We start from the raw sequence: 22,018 nt of genomic DNA on the forward strand, positions 1-22,018 counted from the left end.
TCTGTACGCCCGCCAGTAGATTTAATAGACTCGATTTACCCGAGCCCGTGGGCCCACTCACACAATGGCATTGGCCTGCGCCAATCGAGAGATTAAGCTCCTGTAAAACCGGGGCTAGCTGGCTGCCATAGTTAAAGCTGACACCGTCGAGCTCGAGTAATTTCATCTTAAATCTGCCAGTTCACACCCACGAAGAACTGACGGCCAGCCTGAGGCAGGGCTTCACTCTGGTAGTAGTTCTCATCCAATAGGTTAGTGGCACGCAGATACACGTCTAACTTATCGGTGATCAGCGGCTGCACTAAGTTGATATCCACTAAGGTGTAATTATCCAACGATTGCTGTTGATACTGGTTTTGTCCGTTTACCTTCACCTGAGTCGCATAAACCTGATCGAGGATACGTTCCACATTGAGGTGGACTTGTGTCTCGAATGGGAATTCATAGCTCATTTGCCAGCGCAGTTGGTGACGAGGACGGTATTGCAGCGCATCTAAGGTATCATCGCCTTCCATTTCTTTTGAATCTAAGTAGCTGTAGGAGAAGCTCAGATCCAAATGTTCAATCACATGGTTATTAATTTGAAAATCAATCCCTTTGAACTCATAGCGCCCCATATTTTGGTAGAAACCCGCAGTATCTTTGGCAATGTAGTTCTTCGCGTCCGTGTAATAACCGTAGAGCGAGAAGTCGGTGCTGGCGGGTAAGTTTTGCTCTAAACCCAACTCAACATGCTTAGACTCTTCTGCTTCTAAATCACGGTTACCCGATGATTGCGAGTACAAGTTCACCATGGAAGGGAAACGGACTTTACGTGCCACACTTAGGCTTAAACGTGAATCGGGTACCACTTGCCAGTAGCTAGATGCCATTGCCGAGTAATTATCATCCGTGCCATCAGAGGCATCGAGTGAATGGAAAGCTCCACCTAAGGTAACGCCATAGTTGTGCTCAGATTGATACTGATATTCGGCTGCCGCAGTATATAACCATGCAGAATCATTTAGGTTTTCAGCGCCACCAGAACCGCCACCGCTACCATTGCCGCCGCCAGAACCTGTTCCACCGCCGCTTCCAGTACCACCGCCAGAACCAGTTCCGCCGCCGCTTCCAGTACCACCGCCAGAACCTGTTCCGCCGCCGCTACCAGTGCCACCGCCGGAACCTGTTCCGCCACCACTACCAGTGCCACCGCCAGAACCTGAACCAGTGCCCGAGTTATTCCCCGTACCACTACCAGTATTGCTGGAGTATGTGTCCACTACAGACTTCCAGCTCTGCTCTTCAGCAATCACAGAGGTGGTTAACAGCCCGGCCTTATGAAAATCAGTGATCAGCTGTAAATTGACCCCTTGAACCACGGAGCGACCGTCTTGAGTTTGCGTTAATGCCAAATAAGTTTCATCGGCATAAGCGGCTTCTAAGGTATCGCTTTGATTGTGATAGCCAAAACCTCGCAGGGTAAAAGTATCGTCGAACTGATGGGCTAAGCCGAGCTGGAAGGTATGTGAATCGTAATCGTCGGTGCGCTCATACTTAAGTTTGCCACTGCCAGTTCCATCACGGGCAGGTTTGCCCCATTCGCCATTACGCAGTGCCGCGTTGGCAATCAGTTGGGTCTTATCCGATAACCAGTAACTACCTTGGGCATAAACGTTGGTGACTTCTTTATCTGAGTTGGCACGCAGTTCACCGTCTTGATATTTGGTCGGCTCGAAATCGTTCGACATCGGGAAACCATCGGTCTGTTGACGGCTAACACTCACTAATCCCTGCCAATCATCACCCGAACCTGCGGCGCTGATGTCGCCATTAAAGGTATTGTCTTTACCCGCTTCTACACGTCCAGACAAGGCGGGCGCAGTGCTGCCTTGCTTAGTAATAATATTGATCACCCCGCCGGCACCGCTTGGGCCATACAGCACTGAAGTCGGGCCGACCGACACTTCAACCGAGGCAATTTGGCTGGTTGGGATCACGCTTGGGTCGAACTGCCCATCGTCGGCACTGCTCATGGGCACGCCGTTTACCAACAGAGTGACATGGCGGGTCTTAAAACCACGGATATCGACCCTAGGGGTGCCATCACCACCCACACGGATATAAACCCCGGGCACATTCTTCAGCACTTGGTCTAATGTCTGCGCACCCAAAGCACGGATTTCGGCCTCATTGATGCTCCAATGAGTGGTCGCCAATTGCTCCGCATCGGCGCCTTCGCCATGGACGACAATCACTTCATTCACATTTAGCAGGGGATCGCGGGCGATTTCATCGGCGTGAGCCGTTAAACTGAGCCCAATCGCTAACGCTAAGGACGACACTCTAAAAATCGTTTGTCTGGTAATCATATTATTGTTGTCATACAGGAAATTTAAGATGTGCTCCCTATTGTGGTCTTAGATAATTCCGTCTCAACCAAAAAAAAATTAAAAACCAACCCAGATCGACTAATTACGGCAAATGGAACACGCCTTTAGTCACAAAGAGACAAAATGTCCAACACTGCCAACGGTATCGACAAAAAGACCCATCTTGGTCACATTTTTTTGCGTCTTAAAATGAGACTATGGTAAAAGTCACACACTCATGGCTTGCTTCTTGACACTGACGGCCTCGGCCTTTAATTTGAGCGAAAGATTCTTATTTACACGCTCTAATCAACTTGGTGTAAATGACTTTAAAAAGAATGCATTAACCTAGTTCATATTCACCGCTGAGAACCGGAACTTCAGCCACTACCTTCATTCCGTTATCTTTGGAGTTTTACTTGCCTGCTCATGCCCTGTCTGAAGACCTTAAGTCTCTCATCGACAAACTCATTCAAATGAAACAGGTTCCAGCGTCGGAGCCGATAGTGCAGCTATCTTTAACGACTGTCTCTATTCCTTTGATTTCATGGTTGGCGTCACAAACTCAGTATCCACGCATCTACTGGCATGGGCGTGACAAAATTGAAGAAGTTGCAGCCATAGGTGCTTGTAAAGACATAAAATTTGAAACTGGCGTCCAGGATAACGAGCTGGCCAGTGTTTACGAACGGCAACGTGTTTTATCTAGCAATCCAGACATTCGATACTATGGCGGTGTAGCCTTTGACCGCAGCATTGAATCTTGGCCTGAGTTTGGTAATAGCCGATTTGTACTACCCAGAATCGAGTTTAGACGCAGTGCGGATCAGTTTAGTTTGCGGGTAAATCTTAATTTTGCCGATAACAATCCTATCGATGAGATCGACCTTGCGATTGCCGCTATTGAAGCGGTTATGCCAGCACGCCCCTTGGCGCCACCCAATAAACTCACCCTAGTGAGCCGCCAAGATATTCCGGACTTTCCTCGTTGGAAAACCTTAGTCGAACAAGTCGTTGAGCCTGAATTTAATCAAGATACGCCCAAGGTCGTTCTCTCACGTTTGACAGAGCTTAAGGTTAACGAGCAAGTTGATCCTTGGATGGTATTAGCCTGCTGGCAAGGCCGTAACCCCAATAGCTTTCAATTTGGATTCCAATTTAGCCCTGAGCGTACTTATATCTCCTGCTCCCCAGAGCGCTTATTTCGTCGTCGTCGGCAACAATTGTTTACCGAGGCATTAGCGGGCACGACAGTTCGCGGATTAAATAAAGAAGAAGATGTGGCACTAGCCAATGCGCTGCTGGAAGACAATAAAAATAGTGTTGAAAATCAGCTTGTTCGCCGTCACATAGTCAATATGCTCACGCCTTTGAGTCAGTATGTCGGTGCAGAAGAAGCGGCCACAATCTTTAAGTTAAATCATATTCAGCATCTGCACCGCGCTATTCGTGCCGAGTTAAAGCCTGGCGTGAACGATTTTCAGCTGTTACAAGCACTGCATCCTACACCCGCGGTGGGAGGCCTCCCTAGAGAATCTGCAATGAAGTTCATTCGCCAGCGGGAAGGCTATATGCGAGGCTGGTACGCTGGTGCTTGCGGATATTTTAATCAAGATGAGAGTGAGTTTTCAGTCGCCATCCGCAGTGCATTGATTGAGCCAGGTAAAATTAATCTGTTTGCGGGTGCGGGCATTATTGCAGGTTCAGATCCCGAGGCTGAGTGGCAAGAGCTAGAGAATAAACTTGCAACGATAATGTCGATTCTGATTGAGCTATAAACATTTAACACTGATGCCGAAACATTAAAACCCCTTTGCTTTGGTCTCAGTGTAAAGCCTATCCTGCTCACCGGAGTCAATGATTTTTTTATGTTCAATATCAAAATGTTGCTTTAGCATTTGTCCTTTTTCGGTATTGGCAAAGGCAAAAAAAGTTTCTGCATTTAACACGCCTTGGATAATCACAAACGTTTGTGGCGCCCTCAGTTCAGGAATGAGCGCCCCCATATTCTTTTTGTAATCCAGTACTGCATCGATTCGTCCCGCATTTACACTATTGAGCATACTCAGCATGTCGCTACTTTCTTCGTAAAACATCGGTATGGAGGTCAGCATATTGTAACGATAGGCCAGCATGGCTTGGACTCTCTTATGGGATAAACTCTCCATCCCAGCCCAAGTTGCTGCAATTTGAGGCGTTACTGCGGCATCAATTGAATCAAGCTCAACGGCATTTTCACTCAGTAGGCTATTTTTCACATCGCCTTTGTACACGCTGAGAACCATATCAACCCGTCCGCTTTCAATCAGATATAAGGTACGAGCAAAAGGCATAAACTGCACATCGACCTGCCATTCCGGTGATGGAAAGACACGCCTGAGGAGATCAAAGTAGTAACCCGTCTCATCAGGATTAGCAAAACCTTCCCAAGAGGCTGTGACAAGATGCACCACGACCGGCTTATTGGGAGTCGCGAAAGCACATAAACTCAATAAGCTAACACACAAGGCGGCAAGAAATAATCTCATCGGTTTCTCCTAACATTTCTTAGAAAGTGTAGGACAATTTCGATCCCTATGCCTTAGGTTTGCGCAGTATTCGCGGCTAAATTGCTTGGAATATAAACCGTAAGCTTGCATCTTCAAACATGGTCACTATAATGGCGGCCCGATTTCAGCACGCTGGAACGGGATAAAATAACAGCAGACGATTTAGCGGGTTCCCTCACCCCGCCCTACACAACTAAAAAGGCCACATATGTTAATGTTAACCCCTGCGCAGCTTCGCCGCGCACTCCTGCTATTAGTGGGATTTCACATACTGATTATTTGCCTAAGCAACTATTTGGTACAACTGCCGTTTCAATTGTTTGGTTATCACACCACTTGGGGCGCGTTTAGTTTTCCTTTTGTTTACCTTGCAACCGATCTAACGGTGCGCATTTTTGGACAAACACCCGCTCGAAGCATCATCCTCAAGGCCATGGTGCCCGCACTGATGATTTCCTATGTTATGGGAGTCGTATTCCATCAGGGTAGCTTCCAAGGGATGGACTCCTTAAGCCAATGGAACACCTTTGTGTTTCGTATTGCGTTTGCCAGCTTTGCGGCTTATTTGATTGGTCAGCTGATGGATATCACTGTATTCGCCCGTCTGCGCCAGAGCCGTTCATGGTGGGTCGCGCCTGCGGCATCGACGATTGTTGGTAATTTAGTCGATACCTTAGTGTTCTTCAGCATCGCTTTTTATGCTTCAACAGACAGCTTTATGGCCGCCAACTGGCCTGAAATTGCCACTGTCGATTACAGCTTTAAATTGCTTGTTAGCCTAGGGCTATTCTTACCCGCCTACGGTGTGCTGCTGAAAGTGTTACAAGACAAGATATTGCAAACCAGCCCACAAAAATCATTTTCCTGATTAACTCAACTGGCCAGACCTGTTATAATTTGAACAGTTTTTATTCGGCCCCAATGCGTTTGATACGCTATTGGGGCTGATTTTTGTGAGAGAAAATTATGTATTCAATTGAAATCAAAGCAATCACAACTCTGACTCCCGAGTTAGCCATACAACTCATCGAACTAAGTAAGCAAATACCTGAGCTCGACCGTCCATTGACGCCAGACACCTTAACGGCACGGCTTTCAGGCAAGACTTGCTTGATTCTCCTAGCCTATGTGGAAGGCGAACTGGCGGGGTTCAAGCTGGGATACGAACAGGAAAAAGGGATTTTTTACAGTTGGTTAGGTGGCGTTGCGACAGACTTTAGACGTTTAGGATTAGCACAAAGCCTACTGGAATACCAAGAGAAATGGGCCAGCCTCCAAGGCTATAACCATATTCAGGTTAAAACCATGAATCGTTTCCCTGCAATGCTCAATCTGTTGATTAGAAACCAATATTTAATTACCGAGCTAAATGCCGATCCTCAGAGTTTGATCAACCATAAATTACATTTAAGCAAGTCTATTGTGGCGGCATAAACATACCATAGATAAAAATATGCATTTTTTGCAATAAATAGCTTGCAAACACAATTGAGAATGATTATCGTTAACTTGCGTTCCAAAACTCATCTTTAACACCGATGACTGGTAATCTGACGTTGTTAAAGTGCTCCTGAGTTTGCAAGCACGACATTGCTCACACACTCTTTTGTGGCCGGATTCATCATCCGGCTTTTTTTTGCTTGTTATTCAATAAAGCTCTTTGAACCTTATACTTAACTCGCGCAGAATTTTAGATTTCAGCATTATGTCCAGAAAAATGTAAGCCATCGTAAAGGTTGTTTTGTTGATCTTCCTTAGCCTCGTGATACAAGCCAATGGTGAAGATTGAGCCTTTACCTAATACAGAGCTCACCTCTATGGTGCCACCGATGCGCTTAATAATACCGTAGCTGAGCGACAGCCCAAGGCCTGTGCCATCTTTACGCGTGGTATAGAAAGGATCAAAAATCCGCCCCAATTGCTCAGGCTCAATCCCAGACCCTTCGTCTTCAACCTCGATTTTGACGCCAATCGGCATATCTTGCTGCACCCAATCATAAGTGCGAACCCAAATGCGTCCCTTACCATCCATAGCATGGGCTGCGTTCACCACAAGGTTAATCAGTACTTGCAGTAACTGCGGGCGATTGACCTGAACAGGGCAACTGGCGTTTAGTTCCGTTATCAGCACAACTTCTTGCTTTTGAATTGAATGCCGCACTAATACCAGCATTTCCTCAATGATCGGCGTGATAGGGTGCATCTCTAAGGGAGCGTTAAACTCTCCCGGGCGACTATATTGCAGTAGGCTACGGATAATAGTGCTTATACGACCAACCTGCTGAATAACTAGATCAATTTCTTCTTTTACGACGTCGGCATTATCACCCAGCTCATAGCGCAGTAACTCCATATTGCCGAGGATAACAGCGGTCGGATTATTGATTTCGTGTGCAATACCAGCGGTTAACTCTCCTAGAGCGGTCAACTTTTCATTAGTCACTAACTGCTGGCGTGTCTCATTGAGTAAAGCGACGTTACGCTGTAGCTCTAAGGTCTTATCTTGCAGGCTACGAGTACGCTCTTCGACCTTCATTTCGAGCTGTTCGGCAGCGGCCTGAATTTGCGCGTTGCGCCGCTGCAATAGGTCGAGCATACGGTCGAACTGCTCGGCAAGATTCGACAACTCGTTATCCCTATCTAACCCCAAGGCACCAATACGCACATTGCGTCCAGACTGCACGGCTTGCACCACATGGTGAATCCGCTCAATCGGCTGCAATAAACTGTAGGCACCGCGGTAAACCAGCAAACCTGAAATAAGCAGCACTAACATCAGAATGGTACCTAACTCAATGATATTAAGCAGGTAGTTATGAATAAAAGGAGACTCCGAAAAACCGGTGTAGATCATACCAATTCGCTGTCCACGGACATCTTCTAACGGCGCATAGGCAGAAATAAACCAATCATTGTACACAAACGCCCTATCGACCCATAACTCTCCGTGATTTAACACTTTTTCTCGCACTTCCTCAGAGACCAAACTCCCCAGCGCACGCCCTTGGGATTCATTCGGCTGTGGAAAAAAATGCAAAGGAACGTTAGTCGATACCCGAATATTATCGAGAAAAATCGTCACAGTACCAATTGAACGTTCGGGCAAGGTACCCTTGTCGTAGACAAGATCGCGGATATGATCAACGATGCGGGTGTCGCGGTTAAATAACACCCCGCCGTCGAGATACCATGCCACTTTGCCTTCAGTATCGGGGATCGGCAACAAGCTACGGCTGAGCAAACCACGGTCCTCAACTTGCTTATTGGGACTTTGTGCCCGCAAGGTCGCTAACAGTGGAATACTCGCTCTTTGCGCTAAATCAGGGTCAATCCGCGCCAAACGTTCACGAGATAACACCATCAGTCCCGAATAAGGCAACATTCCACCCATTTTCGGTAAAATCTGTCGTAAGTCAGGATCAGCCGCCGCTTCAGCGACACTGACCAGCCGCAAAAAGTCTAAATCGAGTTGCTGCTTTTGCTCATCAAGAAAACTATCTATGCTCGTCCTATGATCTAATGCACCACTGAGGATCGGCCTAAAATCATTCTGGAATGTCCATGAGGTCATCACCCTTTCTAGCTGTTTTTCTTGGCGAACTTGCACCTGTTGCAGGGTATTTTCAGCCACAGCCAAATCGGCTTTGACCTTCATAAACAGTTGCTTGCCTGTGTAGCTGATATTCCAGTAAATCGTGATAAACACTAAACTCACCAAAGTGAGCAAAATCGGCAGCAATGTGAGGATCAAAATGCGATAACGCACTTTAGCCTGCATTTGCTGCCAACTAACTCCAAAAAAGTGAGTAAAAAAAGACACTTAAAACTCCTGCTCGTCGCTAACGTCAAACCACTCTTTATATTTGCGATCTAAGGTCTTGCGGGAAACCCCTAAGTCCCGAGCAGCAGCAGATTTATTGCCAGAATGCAGATCGACCACACTCGTCACATGGTGTTTTTCCACATCTTTTAATGGCCAATCTAAAGGATAACCCTGCAAAGCCGAAGACTCGGTTTTAACCTGCTGCTTCCAGTACTCCGCTGGCGGCTTGCCGAGCAGAATACAGCGCTCAATCATATTACGCAGTTCGCGGATATTACCCGGCCATTCATGTTGTTGCAGCTTTACCATGTCTTCATGGCTCCACACCACTTCACGCACGCCTAATTCAGCAGCCAATTGGCGGGTAAAATGGTGGGTCAATTCGACCACATCTTCCGGACGCTCACGCAGCGGAGGAATAAAAATATCCAGCACATTCAGTCGATAATAAAGATCGCGACGGAAGTTCCCCGCTTCGACTTCATCCATCAGAGTGCGGTTAGTTGCCGCAATCACCCGGACATCAATATTGACTTCCTTCTCACTGCCCACCGGGCGAATCGCCTTCTGCTCCAGCACCCTTAACAACGCTGTTTGCATTTTGAGCGGCATCTCGCCAATTTCATCGAGGAAAATCGTACCGCCGGAGGCAAAACTAAATAGGCCTTCACGGTTACCTTTAGCACCAGTAAACGCCCCTGCCGTATGACCAAAGAGTTCACTCTCAAGTAGTTCTGGGGCTATCGAGCCACAGTTAACTGGCACGAAGGGCCCTTGGCGACCGCTGAGTAAATGTAATTGGCGCGCAACTAACTCTTTACCCGTGCCCGATTCGCCTTGAATTAATACCACGGCATTGGTCGGTGCCACGCGCTCTATCACTTGCTTCACCGACTTCATGGCGTCGCTACTCCCTATGATGGTAGAGGAATAGCCGATAGAGACTTCGCGACGCAACATCAAGTTTTCACGGCGCAGCAATCGGCGTTCAATACAACGGTCAACCGCCGACATCATCTGCTCGAGATGGAATGGCTTCATAATGAAATCTGAGGCACCTGCTCGCAGCGCTTTAATCGCCACCTCTAAATCCGCATAGCCGGTCATAAAGATTACATCGGAACGTCGACCTTGCTCATCTAAGGCTTCGTGCCACTCGATACCCGAACGACCGGGTAAGCGGATATCGACAATCAGCAAGTCGAAATGGCAGCGGCTACGTAACTGCTCAGCATCTTCAATACTGCCCGCCGTTTCGACTAAGGCGAATTTCTTCGAGAGCGCCTTATTCAAAAAGCTACGCATCCCCGGCTCGTCATCGACGATCAGGACTGAAACAGCGGAAGGAAGGGGCTTGAGGTTATTATCTATCTGGCTCATAGTGCTCACGTCTGGACATTTTGACTCAATTGCGACCAATTCTAGCATTGAAACTAGACGAATAGGTCACTATGAACCATAAGAAGCATGCGCTGGGACAATTTGTCTGTAAACTATTTGCTGAGCCTGGGATCGAGCTCACAATTTAGATCATGCTGTGAAGGTAAATGCACCATTATTGGTTTGGCATCCTATTTGCTTTCCATCGAACGCATTACAATTTACGGAATCTCCCACTCAGTAGGCAATTGAGTCGGACCCCTATTTTTCGCCAAGGAGTATCCATGCTAAACGTGAAATCCCACATGAAATCTTTACTAGGCTTAGTTGTTGCAGCCAGTATGCTCACAGTGTTACCCGCTCAATCGGCTGAAGTGATTAAATTAGCCACCACGACCAGTACTGAAAACTCTGGTCTGTTACAAGAATTACTGCCTAAGTTTGAAAGTGCAACAGGCTATAAAGTACAAGTTATCGCCACTGGTACAGGTAAAGCACTGAAACTAGGTGAGCAAGGCGATGTAGATTTAGTGATGACCCACGCACCAAGCGCTGAAGCAAAATTTGTTGCCGATGGTTTTGGTGTTGAGCCACGTGGCATTATGGAAAACGATTTCGTCGTATTAGGCCCTAAAAACGACCCTGCCAAACTGCGTGAAAGCAAAACCGCTGAAGAAGCCTTCGCTAAAATCGCCAAATCTGGCTTACCTTTCTTATCTCGTGGTGACAACTCTGGCACTCACATCAAAGAGCTAGAAGTATGGAAAGCCGCAGGCGTGACTCCTGACTTCAAAGGTTACACTTCAGTCGGTCAAGGCATGGGTAAAACCCTGCTGATGGCAAACGAATTACAAGGTTACACTCTATCTGACCGCGGTACTTTCGTAGCGTACAAAACGAAGTTGGACTTAGGTGTGGATTTTGATGGTGGAAAAACCCTAGCGAACCCATACCAAGTGATTCTGATCAACCCAGCGAAATACCCAGATCTGAACCACAAAGGCGCAAAAGCCTTCAGTGACTGGCTGATCAGCAAAGAAGGTCAAAGCATGATCAACAACTTCAAAGTTGAAGGCGAGCAACTGTTCAAGGCAACCTATAGCGAATGAACGAAGGCTGGCTAGCACTGTTACAGCAGGCGTTAAGCCTGCTGTTTTCATTGGACCCCGACGTTTGGTCCATCATTTCTGTCTCGTTTTCGGTTTCGTTCGCGGCGCTGCTCATTACCTTAGTCCCGTCGATGGTGCTCGGTTTTGTGTTGGCGTTTGCCTATTTCCCTGGAAAGTGGTTTGTCACCAACTTAGTGCAGACACTGCAATCGATTCCCACCGTAGTGATCGGCCTTCTGGTGTACCTCATCTTGACCCGCAACGGCCCGCTTGGGGATTTAAAGTGGTTGTTCACTCAAGAGGGGATGATCCTCGGCCAAATGCTGATTTGCGCTCCAGTGATGATCGCCATGAGCCAAGCGGCCTTCACTAGTGTCGATCGCCGCGCATGGGAAACCTCACGCACCTTAGGCGCCTCTTGGATAAGCGCCGTCTGGACAGTATGTCGCGAGCTACGTATGCCATTATTGCTGGCGATTGTCGCAGCCTTTAGCCGTATTCTCACCGAAGTCGGCTGTTCGATGATGGTGGGCGGAAACATTTTAAACGTGACCCGCAATATCCCGACGGCTATCGCACTGGAAACCAGTAAAGGTGATTTCGCCCAAGCTATCGCCCTCGGATTAGTGCTGCTAATCTTGGCCTTGATCCTAAACTTTGCCTTAGGTAGTTTACGCGGCAAAGAAACGCCAAGGAGCCATTAACTTATGACCCAAGCCAAACTGATTGCCCGTGACTTGGAAATGTCCTTTGGCCCGCGCTTATTATTCAAAGCTCAGCGCCTTGAGTTATGCCAAGGGAATGTCATTTATTTGCAGGGTGACAACGGCTCAGGCAAGTCGACCCTGATGAAGATCCTCGCGGGTCTACAGGCGCCATCTCAGGGTAACATTGAGTTGAGCGGCTTTAAAAAAGATGGATGGTGGAAACGTAACCCTTTGCTTGGAAAGGCCATTTATCTCCACCAACATCCCTATCTATTCGATGGTACAGTCAATTACAACCTGACCTACGGGCTCCCCTTTGCGGCCTCAAAAACCGAGGCCAAACGCAGAATAGGCCAAGCAATTGAAATGGCCCAACTAGGCTCGCTATTACAAGCCAGAGCCAGCAATTTATCCGGCGGCGAAAGACAACGCCTCGCCATCGCCCGCGCTTGGATATTGCAGCCAAAGTTACTGATGCTCGATGAGCCGACCTCCAATATGGATAAGGACTCCCAAGCCTTAGTGCTGCAAATGATCCAACAGCTCAAACAGCAAGGGACGGGAATGCTATTAAGCAGCCACCAAAACTGTGCGCTCACCGCCATTTGCGAGCAGCAGTGGCACATTGCTGACCAACAGGTGATAACCTCCCGCCAACAATCGCCCACTACATCCATACAGGGATCTTTATATGTCGTTGCAAATTGATGCGGTTATTCTTGCTGGTGGTATGGCGCGCCGTATGGGTGGGGACGATAAAGGCCTCGTCGAGCTAAACGGCAAGGCCATGATAGAACACACTATCGAACGGATAAAACCTCAGGTTAAGGAGATCCTGATCAACGCAAATCGTAACCAAACACGCTATGCTGAGTTCGGTTTTACGGTGTTGAGCGATGAGCATACTGGGTTTCTCGGCCCCTTGGCGGGCATGATCACCGCTATGGGTCACACCCAAGCAGACTATCTGCTCGTGGTGCCCTGCGATTGTCCGCTACTCCCGCGGGATTTAGTCGCCCGCTTATTAACCGCCATTGAGGCAAACGGCGCTGAACTTGCCGTGGCCAGCGATGGGAAACGTGAGCAGCCGGTGGTGATGTTACTAAAGCCGAGCCTGCGCGAGTCGATGACCGCCTTTCTCGAAGCGGGTGAGCGTAAAATTGATTTTTGGTATGCCAAACATCGCTATGCCGTGGCGGCCTTTGCCGATCAACCCAATGCCTTCGTCAATGTGAACACGCCAGAACAAAAACAACGACTGGCAGCAGAGATAAACCAAAGCTAAGGCTTCAAATTTCCCAGATTAGAGGTGCAAATGAGTACTCCCTTCGTCAATCCGCTATCTATTCCCGTTCTCGGATTTTGTGCCTATAGCGGCACGGGGAAAACCACCCTACTCAAGCAATTGATCCCCGAATTAAATCAGCGCGGCCTGCGTCTGGCGGTGATCAAACATGCTCACCACAATTTCGATGTCGATATCCCAGGTAAAGACAGCTACGAGATGCGAAAAGCTGGCGCACGGCAAATGTTAGTCGCCTCCCATGTGCGTTGGGCGCTGATGACCGAAGATGCCCGCGATGGCGACCCAGAGTTAGTCCACCTACTCAAACAAATTGAAGCCGATAAAGTCGATATCGTCTTAGTCGAAGGCTTTAAAAAACTCACATTACCGAAAATTGAGCTGCACCGCGCCGCCCACGGCAAGCCGTTTATCTATACCCAAGACGACAATATTCTCGCCATCGCTTGCTGTGATGACACCGAGCTACCGAGCGAGCTAAGAAGACTCGACCTTAACAATGTCGCGCAAATTGCTGACTTTGTGATGGAATATGCCAATAGCTGGCAAGCCCCTAACCCCGCATTACCGTTCGCAACTGTCGATGCCTGCACCTTGGGCAGCGATAAAAACCTGAGCGTGAGCCAAGGGTTAGCGCAGATTTTATCCCATGTCACGCCGGTCACAGAGGTGGAAGACATAGGCTTAGACGATTTAGATTATCGCGTGCTCGCCCGCGACAGCATTTCGCCCGTGGATGTACCGCAGCAAACCAACTCGGCGATGGATGGTTATGCCTTCGCCTATCAAGATCCGCTGCCTGCAAGCTTCACCTTAGTCGGAGAGGTCCTCGCCGGACATCAATATTCGGGCATTCTTAAGGCAGGAGAGACTGTTCGCATAATGACGGGTGCGCCCGTGCCCGCTGGCGCCGATACTGTTCAACCTCGAGAGCTAGCTAACGAGGCCAATGCCAAGGTCAGTTTTGAAGGCCGCATTCAGCAGGGCCAACACGTTCGCCTTGCGGGTGAAGACATTGGCCAAGGCCAAGTCGCACTCACACAGGCCACGCGCCTAAGCGCCGCCGAGCAAGGCTTATTAGCCTCCCTCGGCCTTAACCGTGTGACGGTTTATCGCCGTCCAACAGTAGCCGTGTTTTCAACCGGGGATGAAGTCAGCCAACCCGGCGAAGCACTGAATCCAAACTGTATTTATGACTCAAACCGTTACACCATCAAAGCGATGGCAAAACGTTTAGGTTGTGACGTCATTGACTTAGGCATTATCGAAGACTCCGAAAGCGCTCTCGAAGCCACCTTAACCAAGGCTGCGGCGCAGGCCGATGTGGTGATTAGCTCTGGCGGGGTTTCCGTTGGCGATGCCGACTACATCAAGGCCGTGCTGGCACGCCTTGGCAATATCGACTTCTGGCGGATCAATATGCGCCCTGGTCGCCCACTCGCCTTTGGTAAGGTCGGCGATAGCCTATTCTTCGGCTTGCCCGGCAATCCGGTGGCGGTGATGGTGTCGTTCCTGCAATTTGTGCAACCTGCACTGCGTAAGCTCGCAGGCGAAACAAACTGGCAGGCACCATTATTCCCAGCGATTACCGATGAAACCCTGCGAAGCCGCACGGGCCGCACTGAGTTTATCCGCGGCATTTATCGCCTCGGTCATGATGGCCGGCAGCACGTGACCAGCACTGGTAACCAAGGTTCTGGCATGCTCAGCTCTATGGTCAAAGGCAATTGCCTTATCATCATTGGAGATGATGCTGAGGTGGTGAATGCGGGTGAAACCGTGTTTATTCAACCTTTTGCCGATCTTCTATAAGAGCCACTGAGTCCCTATGAGCCAACTTGTAGATGCCTTTGGCCGTCAGGTCGAATATTTACGACTCTCAGTGACAGATCGCTGCGACTTCCGTTGTGTCTACTGCATGACCGAAGATCCCTGCTTCTTGCCCAAGGACCATGTACTGCACCTCGAAGAGTTGGCTTGGATTGCCCAAGCCTTTACTGAACTGGGGGTGACCAAAATTCGCCTCACCGGCGGCGAGCCGCTAGTGCGTAGCGATTGCGATCAACTGGTGCACTTACTTGGCAAGCTCCCAGGGCTCAAAGATTTATCGATGACCACCAACGGCTCTAGACTCAGTAAGTTTGCCAAACCTATGTTTGATGCGGGTCTTAAGCGTTTAAATATCAGCTTAGATACCCTTAACCCCGAACTATTTACCCAACTGACACGCAACGGCAAATTAGCACGCGTTATCGAAGGCATTGATGCGGCCATTGCCGCAGGTTTTACGCGCATAAAAATCAATGCCGTGATCCTCAAACAGCAAAACGATCATGAAGTCATCGATCTGGTTAACTTTTGCCGCGACCGCAAGCTCGATATCGCCTTTATTGAAGAAATGCCGCTGGGTGAAATGGATGAACGCAAACGCATGCGCCATTGCAGCAGTGATGAAGTTAAGGCCATGATTAGCGAGCATTATCCACTACAACTCTCCAATAAACGCACAGGCGGACCCGCGCGTTACTACAAGATGGTCGATAGTCCAATTCACATCGGCTTTATCTCACCCCATAGCCATAATTTTTGCCACGAGTGTAATCGGGTGCGCGTTACCGTAGAGGGACAGCTATTGCTCTGTCTGGGTAATGAGCACTCCGTTGATTTAAAAAGCATTATAAGAGAGTTCCCCGGCGATATTGAACGGCTAAAAACCGCCATTCTCCATGGTATTAAGCGCAAACCTCAGCAGCATGTATTCGATAATAACGAAGTACAAATTCTGCGTTTTATGAACGCCACCGGCGGTTAACCTCCTCACCTCAGGGCTAGCATCTCAATTTTGCCGTGATACACTCATGGCATTAGTCCTATTTTTTGTGTCACTCTTCCTATGGCGCTTACTCGTAAACAGTGGAATAACATCATTATTCTTGCCTGCGTGTTTATCATTGGCGTGCTCACGTTTATGGATAAGAAAACCCAAAATGTGCCCAGTGATGCGCAACGGCTATTTGATGATAATGCCCCGCTGGCTCAGTTGCAGTTGGATGGTATTTGGCTGCACAAACAAACTTCAAACTGGGAATGCGATCCACAAGTACTCAACTGTGAGCAATGGGCAAAGGCTTGGCAAGGCTTAAGGGTCTCGCCCTTCAATGACGCGCCACAACCCACTGGCAAACCTCAGGAGCTGGTGATCCAAATTACCGATATTCGTCAATCACAGCGCTGGATTTATTTCCCCGATGAAGGCGTCCTTAAATCTCCCGCGAGCAACTGGTACTTAGTGCCACCGAGCTTAAGGACGGGTTTACAGCCAATCCTCGATGCGAAACCTGCACGTTAATCTATTGAATAAAAGAAGCCAATCATGCCGGAATTACCAGAAGTCGAAGTCACCCGTCAGGGGATAACCCCTTACTTAGTCGATCAAACCGTGGTTGACCTCGTTGTGCGGAACGCCTCACTGCGTTGGCCCGTTCCCGAACTTGCCAAACAGATCATCGGCCAAACCATACGCCAAGTGCGCCGCCGTGCTAAGTATCTGCTCATCGATACCGATGCCGGCACCAGCATAGTGCACTTGGGAATGTCGGGCAGCCTAAGGATCCTGCCCCACGACACGCCAGTGGAGAAGCATGACCATATCGATCTCGTTCTCGCCAATGGCCGCATTCTGCGCTTTAACGACCCAAGACGCTTCGGCGCTTGGTTATGGTGCCAATTGCCAGAGGAAGCCCATCCGCTGCTGGAAAAACTCGGGCCAGAACCTCTGACCGATGCCTTTAATGTCAATCAGTTAGCTGCCGCACTGGCGGGCAAGAAAAAGGCCATCAAACTCTGCCTGATGGATAATCATATTGTGGTGGGTGTGGGAAATATTTACGCCAACGAAGCACTGTTTGCCGCAGGGATACACCCCGAGGCGGAGGCAGGCAAGATAGATATTGAACGCTTAATGGTACTGGTTGCTGAAGTGAAACAAATCCTCGCACACGCCATCAAGCAGGGCGGCACCACGCTTAAGGACTTCACCAATGCCGAGGGTAAACCCGGCTATTTCGCCCAAAAGCTGCATGTTTACGGCCGCGGCGGCGAAACCTGCACTCAGTGCGGCAATCTACTCAGCGAAATCCGCCTTGGTCAACGCAGCACAGTGTTTTGCAGCATCTGCCAGACGCGTTAATCTCGCTCATAAAAATGCCTGCTATTGCAGGCATTTTTAGCTTCTTCGATATGGTGTTTGATTACTCTTTTAACCAACGGCCAGGATGATCGGTAAAGTAACGGTACTCACGCTCTGGCGCTTGGCACTGAGGCTTAAGTTCCGCAGCGGATAACAAAATCCACTCGTCACGGTGGGCAATCCCCATACTCTTACCGCCTTTAATATCGAAACAACTCAGCTCGGCACCGCTAGGTGCTAGCACATAACGCTGTTTGTTCTCCAGCATCCATTGCCACGCGTTACGCTCCTGCTCTTCTACTGGCGCGAGATAACTAAAATGCGTCACACTCATGGGCGAGAACAGAATAAATTGCTCTTTAAAGTTTACTAACCCAAGCTCGGCATCCTCACCTATCACTTCGGCGGTATGTAGCATCAGGCTTCTGGGGGTGCGCATTTCATCAAGCATAGCGTAACCCCAAGTGCTCACCAGCACCCAGCCCAAGGCTGAAACTAACCCCACTTTCACCAGTGCAAACTGACGACGCGCCAGCCACAGCAAGGCACACCAAAGCACCCCGAGCAAAATAAATAAGTAACTAATGCTAGTGAGATCATCGGTATAATCCGCCAGCGCTTTGACAAGTGCAGGGTGATGGATAAATGCCAGCACGCCGGCCACTAACACGAGTGCGCCCAAGAACCACAGCACACCAGTGACCAGTTTTTCAAACCAAGCTTTGGGTGAAACACTCGTTAATACCGCTGACGCCGCCAAGGCCAACATAGGTAATGCGGGCAGAATATACACGTTGCGCTTGCCCGGGCTGATACTGAAAAACAGCACCACGAGCCCGACCCAAATCAGCAGAATCGCGATGGTGGGATCGGCCTTCACCTTTTGCAGCCACTGTTTCCAATAGGCGACCACCAGCAACGAAATCGGGAACCACATCCAAGGGATCACGCTCAGCACGAAGAAATACCAAGGCTTGATATGGTGCCAAGCATTGACGTAACGCTCGCCCGTTTGCTTAAACAAAATGTTATTTTGATAGGCCACCATCTCGGGAGTGCCATGGGCTTGAACCGTCATCACCATTGGCACTAACCAACAGGCAATCACGGCCAGCATGGCCAACGGCCCCGCGAGGCAAAGCCAAGTTAAGCGCCCCTCAAAACGGGTCTTATCTTTGAAGGCGTAAATCCCAATCGGAATGAGCAACAATAGGGGCAAAAAACCAACCCCCTTAGTGATCACCCCAAGCCCCATAAATGCCCAACCGATAAAATACCAATGCCACTTAGGCCCAAGCATAAAATGTCTGATTAATCCGTAACATCCCACGGTTATCCAACACATCACCATGGCATCTATCTGGGCATTTTTCGCCTGCATTAAAAATTGCGGCACGATGAGGAGCAATAAAGCGGCGTTGCGCCCAACCCGCACATTCCACAATCTGGCACCCAAATCATAGACAAGGAATACCGTCAGCAAGCCACAGAGGGCATTGGGGAGTAAAAAGGAGAATTTTAACGACCCCGTTAGTTGATAAAACAGGGCAATCGCCCACATAAATACTGGTGGTTTATCGGGATAATATTCCCCGCCCCGGGTAGGGAATAACCATTGGCCCGAGGCAACCATCTCCCGCGCAACCTCAACAAACCGCGGCTCGTCGGCAGGCCAAGGTGAACGAAAACCTATGCCAACCAGCAAGATCAGCAAACCCATCAACAGCAGCGGCCAGAGTACTTGGTAATAATCTTCGCTATTGAAACGACGATTCAATGCATCCATTCCTAATCCCTATTTAGTTTTCCAATTCATCCACCTGCTTACGCAGGCTAGAACGGTAAAGGTAAGCGCCGATAAGACTCGAGAAAATAAACAGCCCGATACTGATCCTCAGTTGGTTATGATCAGACAAACCAATGCCTGCGCCAGCGAAGCTGAAAATCAGCATCTGCGGCAAATAACCCAGCACGCTGCCAAACATAAATCCCCCCGCGGGGATATGTGTCGCCCCCGCAAACAGATTCGTCAGCAGATTACTGCCCACGGGTAACAGACGGATCATTAAGACTTTTAACCAAGTCCGATGAATGATCAGCGCCTCAAACTTTTGTAAACGATTGCCAAAACGCCGTTGCAGACTGCTTCGAATGGTTAATCTCGCGGTATAAAACGCCAGCACACAACCCAGCAATGCCGCTAAGGTGGAAAATAGACCGCCATAGATACCACCGAGGGCAAAGCCGAATACAAAGGCGATCACCTGCCTCGGCCCACCGACAGCGGTAAACAAGGCGCCAACCATCAGCAATACCGCCAGCGCATAGACCCCTTGAGCGGCAATAAAGTGTGCCACCCAATTGCTATCGGTCACATGCTCGAATAACCCTTGCTGGGCCGCAAACATTAACACCAGCAAAATAAAGACGATAAACACCGCCTTATAGAGTCGCTTCATCTTAATCGTGCCAGCGGGTTTCGCTACGGGCGACCTTAGCGATTTTCGCCCTGCGACCGAGCCACATGACGCCCATGATGTCGACAATCCCGACCCAGACCCGATTCCAAGCGGTATATTTAGACACCCCAACTTGGCGATCTCTATGATTCACCACAGAAATAAATACCTCTCCCCCCATGCGGCGCACGAGTGCAGGGATATATCTGTGCATATGGTCGAAGTAAGGCATACGAAGGAAGGTTTCACGGGGGAAGAGTTTTAGGCCACAGCCGGTATCGGGTACGCCATCGTGTAACAGTGCATCACGCACTTTATTAGCAAAGCGGGACTGGAATCGCTTCCACGCCGTGTCTTTACGGTTTTTGCGGTAACCGGCAATACAAAAGTGTTCGGCATGTATTTGCGGCAGTTGTGTCAACATGGCGGGAATATCCGCAGGGTCGTTTTGCCCATCGGCATCTAAGGTAACGATGTATTTACCGCGGGCATGTAAAACGCCTGTAAATATTGCGGTACTTTGGCCAGTACTGCGCTCGTGACGAATAGCTTTTGCGTTGCACTGCATCAGTTCAGCGGTATCGATGACTTCACCAAAAGTGTCATCTTGGCTACCGTCATCGACGACCAGAATTTCAAACTCAGTCATCCCTTGCAGGGCTTGGCATATCTCTTCCATTAATGGGCCAATATTGCCCACCTCATCTTTTGCGGGGATGACAACTGAAATCACATTAATACTCCAGCGTTTATGACCATAAATACGGTAACATAGGATTGTTGCAAAATAAAAATCTGCATTGATAGGATGTTATGAATTAAACCGTATGCAAGACCAGCATTGTATAGGCGTAAAATGCAAGAAAAGAGTACTTAATTTGGAACTGTGGATTTCATCGAAATGACATATTTTATCGCCACAGAAAATGCTAGGTTAGATAACTACATGCCAAACTTTATTGAATCTATGAACATAGTTGTGGTTGGAATGGGCTATGTCGGCCTATCAAATGCGGTGTTGCTCGCGCAGCAAAACCAAGTGACTGCTATTGATCTGATGCCTGAACGAGTCAAATTGGTCAATGACCGAAAATCAACCGTCGCGGACAACCTGATTGAAGAATACCTGTGCAATAGTGTCTTAAATCTGCGCGCCACGATGGACAAAAACGCAGTCAAAGACGCCGATTTTGTCATTATTGCCACCCCGACTGACTATGATCCGCAAACCAACTACTTTAATACTCAATCGGTCGAAAATGTCGCCAAGGAAGTCCTCGCCCTGAATCCCGACACGACGATTATTATTAAATCGACTGTACCCGTCGGCTTTACTGCGAGTTTGAGAACCAGATTAAATAGCGAGAACATTCTGTTCTCACCCGAGTTTTTACGCGAGGGCCAAGCTCTTTACGATAACCTTCACCCCTCTCGTATCATTGTGGGTGAACGTTCAGTTCGCGCCCAAACCTTTGCAACCCTTCTTGCTAATGCGGCGATTAAACAAGATATTCCGATTTTGCTCACCGACAGCACCGAGGCAGAAGCGATAAAGTTATTTGCCAATACATTTTTAGCCATGCGCGTCGCCTATTTTAATGAGTTGGACACCTATGCTGAAAGTCGTGGACTTAACACCCGCCAGATTATCGAAGGCGTATGTTTAGATCCGCGCATCGGCGATTACTATAACAATCCCTCCTTCGGTTACGGTGGTTACTGCCTGCCAAAGGATACTAAGCAATTACTCGCAAACTATAACGATGTGCCCAACAATCTGATCAGCGCCATTGTCGATGCTAACACTACCCGTAAAGATTTTATTGCCGATGCCATTATCCGTAAGCAGCCTAAGCGAGTGGGGATTTACCGATTGATCATGAAGTCAGAGTCGGACAACTTCCGAGCCTCTGCGGTGCAAGGTGTGATGAAACGCATTAAAGCTAAAGGGATTGAAGTCGTGGTCTATGAACCAGTCTTAAAGGAAAACGAATTCTTTAAATCAACCGTTATCCGCAATTTAGAAGAATTTAAAGCCATGTGTGATGTCATCGTCACGAATCGCATGGCCAGTGAACTCGAAGATGTTGCCGATAAGGTTTACACTCGAGATCTGTTCCATCACGACTAAGCGTCCCCAACACCAAG

General features: G+C 48.7%; 20 protein-coding genes and 1 tRNA gene (1 of these 21 cut by a window edge). 13 read left to right on the top strand and 8 right to left on the bottom strand.

Annotated elements, in window-relative coordinates:
- A tRNA-Phe gene (locus L976_RS23095) sits at positions 1–25 on the top strand; it begins 64 nt to the left of the window's first position.
- Here L976_RS23095 and L976_RS22660 read toward each other — a convergent pair.
- Together L976_RS22660 and L976_RS02260 are read right to left on the bottom strand one after the other, a co-directional pair.
- A partial coding sequence (locus L976_RS22660; RefSeq protein ID WP_156143225.1) for an ATP-binding cassette domain-containing protein occupies positions 1–166 on the bottom strand: 166 nt, incomplete at its 3' end. The genes L976_RS23095 and L976_RS22660 overlap by 25 nt on opposite strands.
- Before the next feature lies 1 nt (position 167).
- Positions 168–2,351, bottom strand: coding sequence for a TonB-dependent receptor plug domain-containing protein (locus L976_RS02260; protein WP_047533775.1), 2,184 nt, complete (start codon positions 2,349–2,351; stop codon positions 168–170).
- Positions 2,352–2,770: 419 nt separating this feature from the next.
- Between L976_RS02260 and L976_RS02265 the strand changes: the two genes are divergently transcribed.
- A complete protein-coding gene (locus L976_RS02265) occupies positions 2,771–4,129 on the top strand; it encodes an isochorismate synthase (RefSeq protein ID WP_037428343.1) in 1,359 nt (452 codons plus the stop codon).
- Between the two features lie 24 nt (positions 4,130–4,153).
- On the opposite strand, the gene L976_RS02270 is transcribed toward L976_RS02265, so the two are convergent.
- Positions 4,154–4,879 (bottom strand): transporter substrate-binding domain-containing protein, encoded by a 726-nt coding sequence (locus L976_RS02270; protein WP_047533787.1) that lies wholly within the window; start codon positions 4,877–4,879, stop codon positions 4,154–4,156.
- A gap of 229 nt (positions 4,880–5,108) precedes the next feature.
- On the opposite strand from L976_RS02270, the gene L976_RS02275 reads away from it, so the two are divergent.
- Both L976_RS02275 and L976_RS02280 read left to right on the top strand, forming a co-directional pair.
- On the top strand, positions 5,109–5,768 hold the full coding sequence (locus L976_RS02275; protein WP_037423985.1) for a 7-cyano-7-deazaguanine/7-aminomethyl-7-deazaguanine transporter: 660 nt from the start codon (positions 5,109–5,111) through the stop codon (positions 5,766–5,768).
- A 98-nt stretch (positions 5,769–5,866) separates the two neighbouring features.
- On the top strand, positions 5,867–6,334 hold the full coding sequence (locus L976_RS02280; RefSeq protein ID WP_037423988.1) for a GNAT family N-acetyltransferase: 468 nt from the start codon (positions 5,867–5,869) through the stop codon (positions 6,332–6,334).
- Positions 6,335–6,590: 256 nt separating this feature from the next.
- Here the strand turns inward: L976_RS02280 and L976_RS02285 are convergent, their stop codons facing one another.
- Both L976_RS02285 and L976_RS02290 read right to left on the bottom strand, forming a co-directional pair.
- Positions 6,591–8,720: a sensor histidine kinase gene (locus tag L976_RS02285; protein ID WP_037423992.1), complete on the bottom strand. Its 2,130-nt coding sequence runs from the start codon at positions 8,718–8,720 to the stop codon at positions 6,591–6,593.
- Complete coding sequence (locus tag L976_RS02290; RefSeq protein WP_037423995.1) at positions 8,721–10,103, bottom strand: sigma-54-dependent transcriptional regulator; 1,383 nt, start codon at positions 10,101–10,103, stop codon at positions 8,721–8,723. It abuts the gene before it with no gap.
- A 284-nt stretch (positions 10,104–10,387) separates the two neighbouring features.
- Here L976_RS02290 and L976_RS02295 point away from each other — a divergent pair, with 284 nt between their 5' ends.
- The 8 genes from L976_RS02295 to mutM all read left to right on the top strand — a co-directional run bounded on the left by L976_RS02295 (position 10,388) and on the right by mutM (position 17,411).
- The gene (locus L976_RS02295) at positions 10,388–11,212 is read left to right on the top strand and encodes a substrate-binding domain-containing protein (RefSeq protein WP_037423998.1); all 825 of its coding nucleotides are present in this window, start codon (positions 10,388–10,390) and stop codon (positions 11,210–11,212) included.
- The gene (locus tag L976_RS02300) at positions 11,209–11,916 is read left to right on the top strand and encodes an ABC transporter permease (protein ID WP_037428336.1); all 708 of its coding nucleotides are present in this window, start codon (positions 11,209–11,211) and stop codon (positions 11,914–11,916) included. The genes L976_RS02295 and L976_RS02300 overlap by 4 nt, the downstream gene beginning before the upstream one ends.
- A 3-nt stretch (positions 11,917–11,919) precedes the next feature.
- Entirely contained in the window at positions 11,920–12,627 is a 708-nt protein-coding gene (locus L976_RS02305; RefSeq protein ID WP_047533811.1) for an ATP-binding cassette domain-containing protein, read from the top strand.
- Complete coding sequence (gene mobA / locus L976_RS02310) at positions 12,611–13,204, top strand: molybdenum cofactor guanylyltransferase MobA (RefSeq protein WP_047533813.1); 594 nt, start codon at positions 12,611–12,613, stop codon at positions 13,202–13,204. The genes L976_RS02305 and mobA overlap by 17 nt, the downstream gene beginning before the upstream one ends.
- Positions 13,205–13,234: 30 nt before the next feature.
- Positions 13,235–15,034 carry a bifunctional molybdopterin-guanine dinucleotide biosynthesis adaptor protein MobB/molybdopterin molybdotransferase MoeA gene (locus L976_RS02315; RefSeq protein ID WP_047533815.1) on the top strand — a complete coding sequence of 600 codons (1,800 nt, stop codon included), beginning with the start codon at positions 13,235–13,237 and terminating at the stop codon, positions 15,032–15,034.
- A 16-nt stretch (positions 15,035–15,050) separates the two neighbouring features.
- Positions 15,051–16,034, top strand: a complete 984-nt coding sequence (gene moaA, locus L976_RS02320) for a GTP 3',8-cyclase MoaA (RefSeq protein WP_037424015.1) — start codon at positions 15,051–15,053, stop codon at positions 16,032–16,034.
- Between the two features lie 81 nt (positions 16,035–16,115).
- Positions 16,116–16,571 carry a hypothetical protein gene (locus L976_RS02325; protein ID WP_047533817.1) on the top strand — a complete coding sequence of 152 codons (456 nt, stop codon included), beginning with the start codon at positions 16,116–16,118 and terminating at the stop codon, positions 16,569–16,571.
- 24 nt (positions 16,572–16,595) lie between these two features.
- Positions 16,596–17,411, top strand: a complete 816-nt coding sequence (mutM, locus tag L976_RS02330; RefSeq protein ID WP_047533820.1) for a bifunctional DNA-formamidopyrimidine glycosylase/DNA-(apurinic or apyrimidinic site) lyase — start codon at positions 16,596–16,598, stop codon at positions 17,409–17,411.
- A 61-nt stretch (positions 17,412–17,472) separates the two neighbouring features.
- On the opposite strand, the gene L976_RS02335 is transcribed toward mutM, so the two are convergent.
- Genes L976_RS02335 through L976_RS02345 form a run of 3 tightly spaced genes read right to left on the bottom strand, consistent with a single transcriptional unit; the run spans position 17,473 to position 20,603 of the window.
- Positions 17,473–19,197, bottom strand: coding sequence for an ArnT family glycosyltransferase (locus L976_RS02335; RefSeq protein WP_047533822.1), 1,725 nt, complete (start codon positions 19,195–19,197; stop codon positions 17,473–17,475).
- 13 nt (positions 19,198–19,210) lie between these two features.
- Positions 19,211–19,870, bottom strand: a complete 660-nt coding sequence (locus L976_RS02340) for a TVP38/TMEM64 family protein (protein ID WP_047533824.1) — start codon at positions 19,868–19,870, stop codon at positions 19,211–19,213.
- 1 nt (position 19,871) lies between these two features.
- Entirely contained in the window at positions 19,872–20,603 is a 732-nt protein-coding gene (locus L976_RS02345; protein ID WP_047533826.1) for a glycosyltransferase family 2 protein, read from the bottom strand.
- A gap of 234 nt (positions 20,604–20,837) precedes the next feature.
- On the opposite strand from L976_RS02345, the gene L976_RS02350 reads away from it, so the two are divergent.
- The gene (locus tag L976_RS02350; protein ID WP_047540075.1) at positions 20,838–22,001 is read left to right on the top strand and encodes a nucleotide sugar dehydrogenase; all 1,164 of its coding nucleotides are present in this window, start codon (positions 20,838–20,840) and stop codon (positions 21,999–22,001) included.
- Positions 22,002–22,018: the final 17 nt, after the last annotated feature.

This window comes from Shewanella sp. ZOR0012, assembly GCF_000798835.1.
GTDB classification, from domain to species: Bacteria; Pseudomonadota; Gammaproteobacteria; order Enterobacterales; family Shewanellaceae; genus Shewanella; species Shewanella xiamenensis.